This is a genomic window from Methylobacterium sp. Leaf99 (assembly GCF_001422375.1).
In the GTDB taxonomy this organism is placed as follows: domain Bacteria; phylum Pseudomonadota; class Alphaproteobacteria; order Rhizobiales; family Beijerinckiaceae; genus Methylobacterium.
Map to the genome: position 1 here is coordinate 43,877 of NZ_LMMU01000008.1, position 13,816 is coordinate 57,692.

A 13,816-nucleotide genomic window follows, 5' to 3' on the forward strand; every position below is an offset into this window, starting at 1 on the left:
CGCCCGCGTCATGTTCTTTCCGCTCTCGAAGCTGATCTTCTTCGTCCTCACGCCGTCCAACGCGCTGATCCTCGCCGTGGTCGCGGGGGCGCTCCTCATTGCCTTCGGACGCGGGCGCCGATTCGGGTGCGGCCTCGTCCTCGCGGCGGCACTCGGACTCCTCGTGGCCGGCTTCTCTCCCCTCGCCCTCTGGGTCGCCCTGCCCCTCGAGGAACGGTTCCCGGCCTTCGTCGACGACGGCACGCCGGTGGCCGGGATCGTCGTCCTCGGCGGCGGCGTCGAGACACGCCTGTCGGCGGCGCGCGACCAGCTCGTCCTCAACGAGGCCGGTGAGCGCCAGATCGCCCTGGCCGACCTCGCCCGGCGCTATCCGGACGCGCGTCTCGCTTTCGCGGGCGGAAGCGCCGGGCTGCGGCCGGGCGAGGTGTCCGAATCGGAGATCGTCGGGCGCACCGCCGACGGCCTCGGTCTGCCGCGCACCCGCCTCATCCTGGAGGACCGCTCGCGCAACACCCGCGAGAACGCCGCCTTCACCGCGGCTCTCGTCAAGCCAAAGCCCGGCGAGCGCTGGCTCCTCGTGACCTCGGCCTGGCACATGCCCCGCGCCGTCGGCTGTTTTCGCGCCGCGGGCTTCACCGTGGCCGCCTATCCCGTCGACTACCGCACGGCCGGCCCGCGCGACGCGGTCCGCTTCAACAGCTTCGCCTCCGACGGGCTCGCCCTCCTCGACGTCGTGGTCAAGGAGTGGATCGGCCTCGCGGCCTATCGGCTCGCCGGTTACACCGATGCCTGGATGCCGGCGCCTCAGGCGTCGTCGGCTCCCGTCGACTCGACGTCGGCCGACGGCAGCGCCAATCGGTAGATGCCGCGAAAATCGTCGACGTCCTCCACCGGCTTGCCCTTGCGCAGGATCGCGATCTGACCGGCCTTGGTCATCTGCACGGCGATGCGGCGCACGGGCTGCATCATCGGGCTCCACACCTCGGGCTGCGAGCCGCCGATGTCGCGGGCCACTTCCGAGGGGCACACGGTCTTGCCCGGACCGCGCGCGGCCAGGAGGCGCAGGATGGTCTCGGCGATGAGGTCCTCGCTGGGGCCCTTGCGGACGGGGGCTGCCGGAGGCTGCGTCGGCGCGGCCTTCGGAGCGGGGGGAGCCTTCGCGCCGGGCGTCTCGGCGGCCTTCTTGGCGGCCGTCTTCTTGCCCTTGAGCGCTTTGGCGGCGGCGGCCCTGGCGATGGCGGTCTTGCGGGGTGGTTTCTTCGGATTGGTCATGGGTCCAACCCCTGCCCTGTCCCGTCGTCCTGCGCCAGGAGGGCGGCGCGGATTTTCGAACTGAACTGACGCCGCCACATCACGCAAACCACCGCCGTGGTGGTGAGAAACAGCAGAACCGGGCTCACGAACCAGCCGAGATAGGCCAGGGCGAAGAAGAACGCCCGCTGCCCGCGCGCGAAGTGGGAACCGGCCGCGATGTTCATCGCCGCCGCACGACCAGCCGCGCGCTGCATCTCGGCCATGCTCGCGCTCGAGCCCTTGGGCGGCACCGCCCCGAGCAGGATCGCCCCGTAATTGAACAGCCGGTAGGCCCAGGAGAACTTGAAGAACGCGTAGATGAACACCACCGCCAGCCCCGCGACCTTGATCTCCCAGGTCGTCCGCGTGGCGACGGCCCCGAACGGCAGCGCGCCGAACAGCGTGAGCACGTCGTCGCCCGAGCGCGACAGGGTGAGCACGCCGCCCAGCGCGATGAGGGAGGTCGAGGCGAAGAAGGCGGTGCCGTTCTGGAGGGAAGCGTTGATGGTGGTGTCGACCACCCGGTTGTCGCGGTGGATGAGCTGCTGCGCCCAAATCTCGCGCTGCCGGTTCATGATCTGGCTCAGGCTCGTGCGCCGGCCCCGCATCCGCGACACCGCCATGCCGTAGCCGCCCCAGGCCGCCAGGAAGAAGCACAGGGCGGCGAAGTCGAGGTAGGAGAAGTCCGCCGTGATCATCGGGTGCGCCTGATGCCGGGCCGATCGCGACCGACCCGGCGCTAGCCCGGAAGGCCGATCCCTGTCCAGGGCCGGCCCGAAGGGGATGTTTCAGTCGCGCAGGATATGAAAGCCGGGCGCCGGCGCCTCGCCGTCGGTCACGGCCACGTCCGTCACACGCGCCCCGGGAGGGCCTTGCCGACAGGCGGCGAGCATGGCCGCGACGGCCTCCGGAGACCCCGAAAACGTCGCCGCCACGGTACCGTCGGGCCGGTTGCGGACGTGGCCCGAGAGGCCGAGGCGTCCGGCCTCGGCCCTGGTCCAGAACCGATAGCCGACGCCCTGCACCTGGCCGTGGACGATCACATCGACGGTTCGGTCAAGGCTCAATCCGGCTCTCCCTCAACGGGCGCGAACCGCGGCCCCCACGGGCGCCTGCGTACGGGCGGGGTCGCCCTGCGCCCTCGGGCGGTAGGTGAGGTACCACGCCACGGAAATGAAGAGCACGCCACCGACGAAGTTGCCCAGCGTCACGGGAATCTGGTTCCACACCCACCATTGCTCGAACGAGACCGGCGCGCCGAGCATCATGCCGGCGGGGATGACGAACATGTTTACCACGGCGTGCTCGAAGCCCTGCGCGAAGAACAGGAACACCGGCAGCCAGGCCCCGAGGATCTTGCCGAAGGTCGAGGTCGACATCATCGCCATGGTGACGCCGAGGCAGACCATCCAGTTGCACAGCATCGCCTTGACGAAGACCGTGAGCATTCCGGCCGAGCCGAGCGCCTCGTACGCAATGGTCTTGGCGCTCGCGATGTCGATGATCTTCTGGGCCACGCCGGCGGGCGGGGTGTGCCAGGCATTCGACAGGGCGATGACGAGGAGGAGCGCGTAGAGCACGCTGCCCAGGAGGTTTCCGACGAAGCCCCAGGCGAAATTGCGCATCATCGGCGCGAAGCCGACCCGGCCGTCCAGGAACGACAGGCCGAGGATGCCGAAATTGCCGGTGCACAGTTCAAGCCCGAGGCAGACGATCATCACGAAGCCGACGGGAAACACCAGGGCGCCGACGAAGGGCACCCCGGTCTGGACGGCGCCGGTGATGGCGAGACTCGTGGCGATCCCGAGGATCGCGCCCGACATCATGCCGCGCACGAGCATGTCGGTGATCGACAATTGGGCACGTTGCACGCCGGAATCGCTCATGGCCGCCGCCATCTCGGCCGGTTTCACATAGTCCATCGGGGTCGCTCCGAAATCACGATTGTTTCGCGATTCGGGAGGCAAGGGCGGGGCCAGATGCGGCAGCGATGGGGGGAAAAGCGACGCGGAGGCGTAGAATTGCGCGTCACGCATGGGTTTACCGTCAGGCGGCGCGGCCCCGCAGCCAGCCGCGCAGTTCGGCGATGTAGGTCGCGGGCAGTTGCGCCGCATCCGCCGCCGCCAGCACCGATTCGAGGTAGCCGGGCCGGGGCGTCCCCTGGGCGCTGCTGCCGCCGAGGTAGATCAGGGCGCGCTTCGCCCCGCCCTTCAGGGTGACGGGCTGGTACGCCTTGATGTAGAGGCCGCCGGCCACGCCCTCGTAGCGGTCGAGGGCCGGCACTTCGGCAAGGACCAAGTCCCAGACCACGCCCCACACGGTGGCGCGCGGATCGCGCACCACCGAGGCATAGCCCTCGCGCATGACGATGAAGCGATGACGGTTGAGCCGCCCCTGCCCGACCAGGCGCGAACCCGGGCAGCGCGCGGCCATGGCGGCGGCGTCCATGTTGGCGCCGTAGGCGAAGTAGAGCGGCACGCGCCGTCCGGGCTCAGGCGAACTCGAGGATTACCGCATCGACGGCGAGGCTGTCGCCCTCCTTGGCGGCGATCTTGGAGACCGTCGCGTCGCGCTCGGCGCGCAGGACGTTCTCCATCTTCATCGCCTCGACGATGGCGAGCGCCTCGCCGTTCTTCACCTCCTGGCCTTCCTTCACCAGGATCGCCTTGACGAGACCGGGCATCGGGCAGAGCACCTGCTTGCCCGAGCCGGCATCGACCTTCACCGGCATCAGGGCGGCGAGTTCGGCCTCGCGCCGGGTGTAGACGCGGGCTTGCGCCGCCGCACCGGCATGCTGGAGCGCGACGCCGTTGAGGAGGCCCCGCACCTGCATGGCCACGCGCATGCCGGCGATCTCGCCCTGCCACACGGGCTCGCCCGGACGCCAGTCGCTCTGGACGGGCCAAGTCGCTCCGTCGGCGCCCGTGACGATGAGCGTGCCGCCGACCGCATCGACGGTGACGGGGTAGGATTCCCCGGCCAGGATCACGACGCGGTCGCGCTCGAAGTGGAGCAGGGCCGGGTCGCGCATCTGGCCGGAGATGCCGCGCTTGCGCGTGTTGAGCTTGTGGTCGATGGCCGCCGCCGCCGCCGCCATGATCTGCGCGATCTCGCCCTTGGGCTCGGGGGCGGAGAAGCCCTCGGGGAACTCCTCGGCGATGAAGCCCGTGGAGATGTTGCCCGAGCGCCAGCGCGGATGCGCCATCAGGGCCGAAAGGAACGGGATGTTGTGGCGGATGCCGTCGATGGCGAAGGCATCGAGCGCTTCGCCCTGGGATTCGATGGCCTGCGCCCGGGTCGGCGCCCAGGTGACGAGCTTGGCGATCATCGGATCGTAGTGGATCGCGATTTCGCCACCCTCCTCCACGCCGGTGTCGTTGCGGACGATCGCGTCGCCGAACTTTCCTTCGGCCGGTGGCCGGTAGGTGGTGAGGCGGCCGATGGAGGGCAGGAAGTTGCGGGTGGGATCTTCCGCGTAGACGCGGCTCTCGACGGCCCAGCCGTCCAGCTTCACCGCGTCCTGCGTCAGCGGCAGGGCCTCGCCGTAGGCCGAGCGGATCATCATCTCGACGAGGTCGAGGCCGGTGATCATCTCGGTGACCGGATGCTCGACCTGCAGGCGGGTGTTCATTTCCAGGAAATAGAACGACTTGTCCTGGCCGGCGACGAACTCCACCGTACCGGCGGAATCGTAATTCACGGCTTTCGCCAGGGCCACGGCCTGCTCGCCCATCTTCTTCCGGGTCGCTTCGTCGAGGAGCGGCGACGGCGCCTCCTCGATGACCTTCTGGTTGCGGCGCTGGATAGAGCACTCGCGCTCGCCGAGATAGATCACGTTGCCGTGCTTGTCGCCGATCACCTGGATCTCGATGTGGCGCGGATCGGTGATGAACTTTTCCACGAACACCCGGTCGTCGCCGAAGGACGAGGCGGCCTCGGACTTGGCGCGGGCGAAGCCCTCGGCGACCTCGTCGGAGGAATAGGCGATGCGCATGCCCTTGCCGCCGCCGCCGGCGGACGCCTTGATCATCACCGGGTAGCCGATCTCGTCCGCGATGGTCACGGCGTGCTCCGGGCTCTCGATGACGCCGAGGAAGCCCGGCACGGTGGAGACGTTGGCGGCGGACGCCGCCTTCTTAGATTCGATCTTGTCGCCCATGGCGGCGATGGCCCCCGGATTGGGGCCGATGAAGACGATGCCGGCGGCTTCGAGCGCGCGCGGAAACGATTCGCGCTCGGACAGGAAGCCGTAGCCCGGGTGCACCGCCTGGGCGCCGGTCTGCTTGCAGGCGTCGATGATCTTCTCGATGAGCAGGTAGGACTGCGCCGCCGGGGCCGGGCCGATATGCACGGCCTCGTCGGCCATGGCGACGTGGACCGCGTCCCGGTCGGCGTCCGAGTAGACCGCCACGGTCTTGATGCCCATGCGGCGGGCGGTCTTGATGATGCGACAGGCGATCTCGCCACGGTTCGCGATCAGGATCTTCTCGAACATCGGTCCGGCACTCTGGTCGGTCAGGAAAGGTCGGGGCGCGCGGGACGCCCAAGCTCGCTCCCGTTAAAGCAGTTCTCCGGCTTCGGAAAGCTGACCGGCCCGGTGCGACGGGGTTTCTTCAATCCAGCCTGCGCCCGGTCCCGGTTCGCCGCCCCCCGCTCACGCCGCCACGAGAAATTCCACCGGGGCGGGGTCGGCGGCGCGGCGGCGGTTGGCCTCCAGGGCGAAGGCGATGAGGGCCTCGTCGCAGGACTGGGCCTCGCGCACCACGGCCTGGGCGATCTGACCGGCCAGCAGCGTCGGGCCGGTGCCGTTGCGCAGGGAGGCGGCGAGCCAGCGCGCCGTACCGGCATCGATGGTGCCCGTGGGCCGCTCGCCCCAGACGGTGAAATCGACGATGGCGGCGGCGAGGTAGGGGCCGAAGCCCGGATCGATCTGCGGCACGGCCCGGTCCAGGGCGATGAGCATGTCGACCTCGTCGCGGTCGAGGAAGCCGTCCGGCAGCACGTCGCGCATGAGCGCCTGGACATCGGCGAGGGTGATGCGGCCGGCGGCAACGGTGCGGTTGCAGAAGAGCTGCAGCGAATGGTTGATCATGTCTTGATTCCTCCTCGGCTTCATCTTTGCCGGTCTGTGCCCGTGTCTATGGTTGGACTATGCGGGCCGGGAGGCTTCAAGCAGTTAACGGCCAAATCTGAATCGACGTTCAGGTTAAAGCCTGATCACGAATGAGACTTATCGAAAGATGTCTAAACCCGCCGGGCTCAGCGCACCACGACCTTCGAACCGATGGGCACGCGCTCGTAGAGGTCGACCACGTCGGCGTTGAGCATGCGGATGCAGCCCGACGAGACCGCCTGCCCGATCTTCTCCGGCTCGTTGGTGCCGTGGATGCGGAACAGCGTGTCCTTCTTGCCCTCGGCGAGATAGAGCGCCCGCGCGCCGATGGGGCTCGTCGGACCGCCCTCCAGGCGCTTGGGCAGATCCGGCCGGCGCGCCAGCATCTCGGGCGGCGGGTTCCAATCCGGCCACTCGCCCTTGCGATCGACTTCCGCCGTGCCGGCCCAGGCCATGCCGGCATGGCCGACGGCGACGGGGTAGCGCACGGCCTTGCCGTCGGGCAGCACGAAGTAGAGACGGCGCTCCTTCGTCACGACGATCACCGTGCCGGGCGCCTCCTTGGTCGGATACTCGACGGTGGCGCGGGCGATCTTCGGATCGATGACGGCGCTGGGCGCGAGCTTCATCCATTCCTTGTCGCGCGCCTCGCCCGTGAGGGCGGCCGGCGCTGCCAGGGACGTCTGCACCACCGGTGCGGTGGGGGGCGCCACGTTGGCCGTCTGCGTGTTGCAGGCGGCCAGGGGAAGTGCGCCCGCGAGGACGGCGAGGAGCGGAAGTGCGCGCATGGAACGGGCCTGTCGGCATGCCCACGTCGAGCCGAAGATCGGGCTCGACATAAACTTGGTTGATGAGGTCTTGCGCAACCTAACCTGAGCGCGCATCCCGGCGTAGGGTCACGCATCGAAGACGTGGCGCATTTGCATCGCCTGTTGCCCTGAGGCAACGACACGGGTGGGCATCCGCTTGGGGGGATGATGTGACGACGCTTTACGTGAGCCATCCCGCCGCCCTCGACCACGCCATGCCGGCGGGGCACCCCGAATGTCCGGATCGTATCCGCGCCGTCGAGCGGGTTCTGGAGGACGAGCGATTCGCCGGCCTCGTGCGCGGGCTCGCCCCCCTCGCCGACCCGGCGGTGCCGACCCTGGTCCATCCGGTGCCCTACGTGCAGGCGCTCATCGAGGCGGCCCCGCGCGAAGGTTTCGTCCAGATCGACGGCGATACGCTCCTGTCGCCCGGCACCATCGAGGCGGCCCTGCGCGGCGTCGGCGGTGCGGTCCATGCCGTCGATGCGGTGATGAAGGGCGAGTGCCGCAACGCTTTCGTCGCCATGCGCCCGCCCGGACACCACGCCGAGCGCATGCGGGCCATGGGCTTCTGCGTGTTCAACCATGCCGCCATCGCGGCCCGCCACGCGCGGCAGGTGCACGGGGCCACCCGCGTCGCCCTGGTGGATTGGGACGTGCATCACGGCAACGGCTCGCAGGACATCTTCTGGGACGATGCCAGCGTGCTGTACGCCTCGACCCACGAGATGCCGCTCTATCCCGGCACGGGCGCGGCCTCGGAACGCGGCAATCACGACACCATCGTCAACGTGCCGCTCCGCGCCGGCGACGGCAGCGAGCGGTTCCGGGAGGTGTTCGAGGCCGGCATCCTGCGCCGGCTGGAGGCGTTCGCCCCGGACCTCATCGTGATCTCGGCCGGTTTCGATGCCCACCGCCTCGATCCCCTGGCCCATCTCCAGCTCGACGAGGCCGATTTCGGCTGGGCCACCCGGCGCGTCATGGAGATCGCGGAGAAGCACGCGGGTGGCCGCGTCGTCTCGGTGCTGGAGGGTGGCTACAGCCTAAAGGGGTTGGGGCTGTCGGTCGCCGCCCATATGGACGCCTTGATGGGGCGGTGAGCGGTCGCCGGACCACGGCGGACGGGGCTACGACCTGGATGTTTTGCCCTGTTGCGCTTCCATGTGGTGACGCAGGACCGCGTTCATGCGGGCCTGATAACCGCGGCCGTCGCGCTTGAAGAAATCCACTACGTCACGATCGAAACTGGCGTGGATGGAGGTTTTGCCAGACGGCAAGATCACGGTCGCATTCACCCAGTGACTTTCGTCCGTGGCCGGATTGTCTTCGTCATCGGCGGCGATCCGTTCGATCTCGTTGTCGGACATGGCTCGGAGGGCGGCCCAATCCGTGCGGCCAGGGAGCGGCTTAGCTTTCTTGTGACTTGGCATGGTACATCCTCCTTTCTATCCGACTTGCGATCCGTGCTGAGATAATTCGATACTTGGGTGGCCGCTTCGTGAAGGTGACATTCAAGATCAATTCACCGATTTCGACGAGCATATTAAACCGTCGTTCGCCGTAATCGTGCCTTGTGTATTCCGTCACGATGGCGAAGCGTCCATCGAAAATAGCATCGAGATCAGCAAAGTCTATTTTGCGTTCGTTGATATTCCTATTGTTCTTCGGGTCGTCCCAAATCGGGTGGTCGTTCTCACCCATTACCCAATGTGAACTGCAACTCAGGCGGGTACAAGAAGCATCCGCCCCAGATCCGATCGAGCGGGGAGGACTTTTTCATCTCGCTTTCGCTCAGCCGTGCCCGATGTTCGCACCCGGCAGCAGAAAGATTGTCCAAGGTCCCGCATCTTCCGATGGAGCCTGATCCGGGCCGCATCGCGGCCCTGTTCGCGCTACCCCTCCAGCCGCTCATCCCCCAAAAACTCGATCCCGAAGCCCGACAGGCCGACATAGGCCCGGGACGAGGTCGCCAGGTTCCGGATCGAGACGACGCCGAGGTCGCGCAGGATCTGGGCGCCGAGGCCGACTTCGCGCCACGCCCGGACGCGCTGGGCCTCCGCGCCCTCCTCGGCGTAGGATTGAAGCGGGACACCCGCCGACCCGTCGCGCAGGTAGACGAGGATGCCGCGCCCCTCACGGGCGAAGCGGCGCTTGACCGCCTCGATCTGCTTCCCGCCCTCGATGACGTCGGCCACCACGTTGGAGCGGTGCAGCCGCACGAGTACGTCGCGGCCGTCGCCGATGTCGCCGTACACGAAGGCGAATTGCTGCACGGTCTCGAACGGCGTGGTGTAGGCGTAACCCGTCATCGCGCCGGACTCGGTGGTGACCGGGAAGGTCCCGACGCGCTCCACCAGCTTTTCGCGGGACTGGCGGTAGGCGATGAGGTCGGCCACGGACACGCGCCGGAGGTTGTGCAACTCCGAAAACGCCGTGATCTGCGGGCCCTTCATCACGGTGCCGTCGTCGTTGGCGAGTTCGCAGATCACGCCGACGGGCGGCAGCCCCGCGAGCTTGCACAGATCGACGGCCGCCTCGGTGTGGCCCGAGCGCATGAGCACGCCGCCATCCTTGGCGATGAGCGGGAAGACGTGGCCGGGTCGCACGAAGTCCGACTCGCCCATGTTGCCGTTGGCGAGCGCACGCACGGTGTTGCAGCGCTGCTCGGCGGAGATGCCCGTGGTGAGCCCGTGCTTGACGTCCACCGTCACGGTGAAGGCGGTGCCGAGCGGCGCGTCGTTGGCCGCCACCATGGGATCGAGGCGCAGGCGCCTGGCCTCGGCTCGGGTCAGGGGCGCGCAGACGATGCCGCAGGTGTTGCGGACGATGAAGGCCATCTTCTCGGGCGTGCAGAGGGAGGCGGCGACGACGAGGTCGCCCTCGTTTTCGCGGTCGTCGTCGTCGGTGACCACGACGATCTCGCCGCGGGCATAGGCCTCGATGGCCTGCGTGACATGGGTGTGGGGCACGGGCGGATCTCTCGGACTTGGCGTGGCGGGCTCGGCGGCGTGGAGCGGGCTCAAGGCCGCTCGCCCACCTGCCCCCGGTGGCGCAGATAGTGATCGGCGAGGACGCACGCCATCATGGCCTCGGCCACCGGCACGGCGCGGATGCCGACGCAGGGGTCGTGGCGGCCCTTGGTGACGAGGTCGACGTCGCGGTTGTCGCTGGTCACGCTCATGCGCGGGGTGAGGATCGACGAAGTCGGCTTGACGGCGAACCGGCAGACGATGGGCTGGCCGGTGGAGATGCCGCCGAGCACGCCGCCGGCATGGTTGGCGAGGAAGGTCGGGGCACCGGCATTGCCCGAACGCATCTCGTCGGCATTGTCCTCGCCGCGCAGGGCCGCCGAAGCGAAGCCGTCGCCGATCTCCACGCCCTTCACGGCGTTGATGGACATCATCGCGGCGGCGAGATCCGCGTCGAGCTTGCCATAGATCGGCGCGCCGAGGCCCGGGGGCACGCCCTCGGCCACTACCTCGATCACCGCGCCGATGGACGAGCCGTCTTTCCGGATGTCGTCGAGATAGCCTTCGTAGAATTTCGCCGCCGTCGCGTCGGGGCAGAAGAAGGGATTCCTGCCGACCTCGTCCCAGTCCCAGCGCGACCGGTCGACGGCGTGCGGGCCCATCTGCACCAGGGCGGCGCGGATGATCACGCCCTCTGGCAGAACCCGGCGCGCGATGGCGCCGGCCGCCACCCGCGCGGCGGTCTCGCGGGCCGACGAGCGCCCCCCGCCGCGATAGTCGCGGATGCCGTACTTGGCGTCGTAGGCGTAATCGGCGTGGCCCGGCCGGTAGCTGTCGCGGATTTCGGAATAGTCCTTCGAGCGCTGGTCGGTGTTCTCGATCTCCAGGGCGATGGGCGTGCCGGTGGTGAGCTGGCGGCCATGGGTGCGGTCGTCCGAGAACACGCCCGAGAGGATGCGGACCTGATCCGGCTCGCGGCGCTGGGTGGTGAAGCGCGACTGGCCGGGCTTGCGCCGATCCAGCTCCGCCTGGATGTCGGCGGCCTCGATGGCGATCCCGGGCGGGCAGCCGTCGACGACGCAGCCGAGGGCGACGCCGTGGCTCTCGCCGAAGGTGGTGACGCGGAAGAGATGGCCGAAGGTGTTGTGGGACATGGCGCCCCCGCTCTAGCGCGGGTTTTCGCGAGTCACAAATGCCGGGCCGGTGCCCGTCCCCTGCGGGGCCGGCCCGGCGGTACTCAAGCTTGGACGTCCGCGACCGTCCGGGGTTCCGTCTCGCGTACGGCGTTGCGCTCGTGCCGGAAGCGGGACAGTGCCGCATAGGTCTTCAGCCGCGCCCGCATGAGGGAGCCGAGCGGCCGGTGCGCCGCGAGGCTGTGGGCGGGGCGGAACGACAGCACGTCGTCCGCATAGGTGAGGCGCGCCGGACTGTCGGCCGCCTGCACCGGCAGGACGAGGCGGGCCACCGTGCGATAGGGACTTCTCGCGTCGGACCATTCCTTCGAGGCGTCCTCCACGGGCATGGCGTCGAGATCGGTGCAGAGCTGGACCCGGATCTCGAACACCGCTTCCGCCTCGCGGAACTGCGCCGCCACGGCGTGGCGGAACACGTCCGGATCGGCGCTCGGGGCGAGCATTTCCTTGGCCAGGGCGTCCTGGGCCGGCGTCGCCGGAAAGGCGCCGACCTTGGCGACGAAGTCGCCGTAGCGCAGGGCGGCCTGGCTGTAATACGGCTCGGCCAGGGGGTGCTTCGGCGCGTGGCCGAAGAAGTCGAGGATCGGCGTGTCCTTGCCGGTGAAGGTCTTGACCAGGGTGTTGGCGGCCCGGGCCATCTTCGAGACGGCGACCTTCACGTCCTCCGGCGCCTTGGTGCCGATCTCGAGCTGCTTCATGCTGCCGAGGAAGCCCGCCGCGTCCGGATTGGGGAAGACCGGCCCGGTGGCCAGCACGAAATCCTGGGTGGTGCCGTTGTGGCCCGGCAGCGTCTCGCCCTCGACGCCGAACACCTTGATCGCCATGCCGCGGTGGGTGGAGACGGAATCCTTGAGGAGTTCGCCGGGTCCCTGCGCGAACCGGACCACCGCCGGATGGGTGCCGGGCCTGGCGAACAGGCCCTGTGCAAGCTCCGGCGGCAAGTCGCCGAAGATTTGCAATTCGCCGACCACGACACCGCTGACCTTGGCATGCGAGGCGCGCACGGCGTGGCCGTAGCGCTTGGCCGTGGTCTCGCTCTCGCGTGTCATCGAAGCGATGATCTGGTCGATCACCCCATCCTCGTCGGGCTTCGAGGTCTCGATCCCGTCGTGATAGCGCAGGTAGGTCTCGGCCATGGTTCATCCGTCCGGAGCAATTCCGGGGGAGAACGCGCGCCGACGCCCCCGTGTCCGGTCACGAATCGGTGTGCGGGGCTTCAGTCGCCCGGCCGTGCCAGCACGCCGCCCGTCATCGCCTCGCGGACCCCGGTGGTCGACGGGAAGGTGATCGGCAGGCCCTTCAGGGAACGCACGGCGAGATGCGCGAAGGCCTGGGCCTCTAGATAGGCCGAGGACCAGCCGATGGCGTCCGCCGTCGTAATCTCGGCGCGTAGGTGGTAGTTCAGCAGGCGCACAAGTTCGCCGTTGCGCGCGCCGCCCCCGGCCACGATCCAGCGGGTCGGAATTTCGGGCGCGTGGTCGAGGGCCCGGGCCACGGCGCGGGCCGTGAAGGCGGTGAGCGTCGCCGCGCCGTCCTCCGTGGAGAGCTGGCCCGCGAGCTTGTGGGAGAACCAGTTCCGGTCGAGGGATTTCGGCGGCCGGCGCGCGAAGAACGGGTGGATGAGGAGCCAGGCCAGCAGCGGTTCGTCCGGGCGCCCGCGCGCGGCGGTGCGGCCGCCGTCGTCGAGGGGCCGGCCCGTGCGCTCGCGCATCCAGTCGTCGATGAGGGCATTGCCCGGCCCGGTGTCGAAGGCGATGACCTCGCCGTTCGAGGCGATGAGCGTCGCGTTGGCGACGCCGCCGATGTTGAGGATGCCGAGGGCACCCTCGAAGCCCGAGGCGCGGGCGAGCGCCTGATGGAACACGGGTACGAGGGGCGCGCCCTGGCCACCCGCCGCGATGTCGGCGTGGCGCAGGTCCGACACCACGGGGATGCCGAGGCGTCGGCTCAAGGCGGCGCCGTCGCCGATCTGCACGCTCATGCGCTGGTCGGGCCGATGCACCACGGTCTGGCCGTGAAAGCCGATCACGTCGATATCGGCCGGCGTCAGGCCGTTGTCGGCGAGAAAACTCTCCACCGCTTCCGCATGGGCGGCGGTGACGAAGGCTTCCGCTTCCGGAAGACATCCCGGCCGGTCCTCCCGCGCGGTGACGGCTTCCGAATCGGCCAGCGCGCGGCGAAGCAGATCGCGATCCTCGTCGGAGTAGCCGCGATAGCCCGTGGGGCCGAGGGGTTCGAGGTAGCCGTTGTGGCTCTGCACCACCCGGACGTCGTGCCCGTCCGTCTCGATGAGGGCGACGTCGACGCCGTCGAGGGACGTTCCGCTCATCAGGCCGATGGCGCGCATCATGGTCATGGTCGTGCCTTCCTCGGTCAGCCCTGCTAAGAGCCGGCGCAATGACGCGCGGTGCTATCACGCCGATCTGCGCCGTGTCCCCC

At 68.9% G+C, this 13,816-nt stretch carries 16 protein-coding genes; 2 read left to right on the forward strand and 14 right to left on the reverse strand.

What is annotated here, in order from left to right; genetic code table 11:
* Positions 1–10 precede the first annotated feature (10 nt).
* Positions 11–862 carry a YdcF family protein gene (locus tag ASF28_RS15265; RefSeq protein WP_056094359.1) on the forward strand — a complete coding sequence of 284 codons (852 nt, stop codon included), beginning with the start codon at positions 11–13 and terminating at the stop codon, positions 860–862.
* Here ASF28_RS15265 and ASF28_RS23415 read toward each other — a convergent pair.
* From ASF28_RS23415 to ASF28_RS15305, 8 genes are all read right to left on the reverse strand, one after another.
* Complete coding sequence (locus tag ASF28_RS23415) at positions 805–1,080, reverse strand: DUF3253 domain-containing protein (protein ID WP_056095092.1); 276 nt, start codon at positions 1,078–1,080, stop codon at positions 805–807. The two genes, ASF28_RS15265 and ASF28_RS23415, sit on opposite strands and share 58 nt — an antisense overlap.
* 188 nt (positions 1,081–1,268) lie before the next feature.
* Entirely contained in the window at positions 1,269–1,991 is a 723-nt protein-coding gene (locus tag ASF28_RS15275) for a DUF599 domain-containing protein (protein ID WP_056094362.1), read from the reverse strand.
* A 90-nt stretch (positions 1,992–2,081) separates the two neighbouring features.
* Positions 2,082–2,360 carry an acylphosphatase gene (locus tag ASF28_RS15280; protein ID WP_056094365.1) on the reverse strand — a complete coding sequence of 93 codons (279 nt, stop codon included), beginning with the start codon at positions 2,358–2,360 and terminating at the stop codon, positions 2,082–2,084.
* Between the two features lie 12 nt (positions 2,361–2,372).
* Positions 2,373–3,215, reverse strand: coding sequence for a formate/nitrite transporter family protein (locus ASF28_RS15285; RefSeq protein WP_056094368.1), 843 nt, complete (start codon positions 3,213–3,215; stop codon positions 2,373–2,375).
* 124 nt (positions 3,216–3,339) lie between these two features.
* On the reverse strand, positions 3,340–3,771 hold the full coding sequence (locus tag ASF28_RS15290; protein WP_056094371.1) for a gamma-glutamylcyclotransferase family protein: 432 nt from the start codon (positions 3,769–3,771) through the stop codon (positions 3,340–3,342).
* Between the two features lie 13 nt (positions 3,772–3,784).
* Positions 3,785–5,788, reverse strand: coding sequence for an acetyl-CoA carboxylase biotin carboxylase subunit (locus ASF28_RS15295; RefSeq protein ID WP_056094374.1), 2,004 nt, complete (start codon positions 5,786–5,788; stop codon positions 3,785–3,787).
* Positions 5,789–5,947: 159 nt separating this feature from the next.
* The gene (locus ASF28_RS15300) at positions 5,948–6,385 is read right to left on the reverse strand and encodes a hypothetical protein (protein WP_056094376.1); all 438 of its coding nucleotides are present in this window, start codon (positions 6,383–6,385) and stop codon (positions 5,948–5,950) included.
* A gap of 167 nt (positions 6,386–6,552) precedes the next feature.
* Positions 6,553–7,194: a L,D-transpeptidase gene (locus ASF28_RS15305; RefSeq protein ID WP_056094379.1), complete on the reverse strand. Its 642-nt coding sequence runs from the start codon at positions 7,192–7,194 to the stop codon at positions 6,553–6,555.
* A 191-nt stretch (positions 7,195–7,385) separates the two neighbouring features.
* Between ASF28_RS15305 and ASF28_RS15310 the strand changes: the two genes are divergently transcribed.
* Complete coding sequence (locus ASF28_RS15310; RefSeq protein ID WP_056094382.1) at positions 7,386–8,315, forward strand: histone deacetylase family protein; 930 nt, start codon at positions 7,386–7,388, stop codon at positions 8,313–8,315.
* 27 nt (positions 8,316–8,342) lie between these two features.
* Here the strand turns inward: ASF28_RS15310 and ASF28_RS15315 are convergent, their stop codons facing one another.
* From ASF28_RS15315 to ASF28_RS15335, 6 genes are all read right to left on the reverse strand, one after another.
* The gene (locus ASF28_RS15315; RefSeq protein WP_244475045.1) at positions 8,343–8,582 is read right to left on the reverse strand and encodes a BrnA antitoxin family protein; all 240 of its coding nucleotides are present in this window, start codon (positions 8,580–8,582) and stop codon (positions 8,343–8,345) included.
* Positions 8,583–8,622: 40 nt separating this feature from the next.
* Positions 8,623–8,916, reverse strand: coding sequence for a BrnT family toxin (locus tag ASF28_RS21925; protein WP_082476593.1), 294 nt, complete (start codon positions 8,914–8,916; stop codon positions 8,623–8,625).
* Between the two features lie 191 nt (positions 8,917–9,107).
* Positions 9,108–10,184, reverse strand: a complete 1,077-nt coding sequence (gene ribB, locus ASF28_RS15320; protein ID WP_056094388.1) for a 3,4-dihydroxy-2-butanone-4-phosphate synthase — start codon at positions 10,182–10,184, stop codon at positions 9,108–9,110.
* Positions 10,185–10,234: 50 nt separating this feature from the next.
* Positions 10,235–11,338, reverse strand: a complete 1,104-nt coding sequence (gene aroC / locus ASF28_RS15325) for a chorismate synthase (protein WP_056094391.1) — start codon at positions 11,336–11,338, stop codon at positions 10,235–10,237.
* Positions 11,339–11,421: 83 nt separating this feature from the next.
* Positions 11,422–12,513 (reverse strand): catalase family protein, encoded by a 1,092-nt coding sequence (locus ASF28_RS15330; protein ID WP_056094394.1) that lies wholly within the window; start codon positions 12,511–12,513, stop codon positions 11,422–11,424.
* Positions 12,514–12,593: 80 nt separating this feature from the next.
* Positions 12,594–13,733 (reverse strand): anhydro-N-acetylmuramic acid kinase, encoded by a 1,140-nt coding sequence (locus ASF28_RS15335; RefSeq protein ID WP_200912683.1) that lies wholly within the window; start codon positions 13,731–13,733, stop codon positions 12,594–12,596.
* Between the last annotated feature and the right edge of the window lie 83 nt (positions 13,734–13,816).

Coding starts and splice junctions, on each gene's coding strand:
- ASF28_RS15265 (WP_056094359.1), top strand. CDS start 11: ATGTTCTTTCCGCTCTCGAAGCTGATCTTCTTCGTCCTCACGCCGTCC.
- ASF28_RS15275 (WP_056094362.1), bottom strand. CDS start 1,991: ATGATCACGGCGGACTTCTCCTACCTCGACTTCGCCGCCCTGTGCTTC.
- ASF28_RS15285 (WP_056094368.1), bottom strand. CDS start 3,215: ATGGACTATGTGAAACCGGCCGAGATGGCGGCGGCCATGAGCGATTCC.
- ASF28_RS15295 (WP_056094374.1), bottom strand. CDS start 5,788: ATGTTCGAGAAGATCCTGATCGCGAACCGTGGCGAGATCGCCTGTCGC.
- ASF28_RS15300 (WP_056094376.1), bottom strand. CDS start 6,385: ATGATCAACCATTCGCTGCAGCTCTTCTGCAACCGCACCGTTGCCGCC.
- ASF28_RS15305 (WP_056094379.1), bottom strand. CDS start 7,194: ATGCGCGCACTTCCGCTCCTCGCCGTCCTCGCGGGCGCACTTCCCCTG.
- ASF28_RS15315 (WP_244475045.1), bottom strand. CDS start 8,582: ATGTCCGACAACGAGATCGAACGGATCGCCGCCGATGACGAAGACAAT.
- ASF28_RS21925 (WP_082476593.1), bottom strand. CDS start 8,916: ATGGGTGAGAACGACCACCCGATTTGGGACGACCCGAAGAACAATAGG.
- aroC (WP_056094391.1), bottom strand. CDS start 11,338: ATGTCCCACAACACCTTCGGCCATCTCTTCCGCGTCACCACCTTCGGC.
- ASF28_RS15330 (WP_056094394.1), bottom strand. CDS start 12,513: ATGGCCGAGACCTACCTGCGCTATCACGACGGGATCGAGACCTCGAAG.
- ASF28_RS15335 (WP_200912683.1), bottom strand. CDS start 13,733: ATGACCATGATGCGCGCCATCGGCCTGATGAGCGGAACGTCCCTCGAC.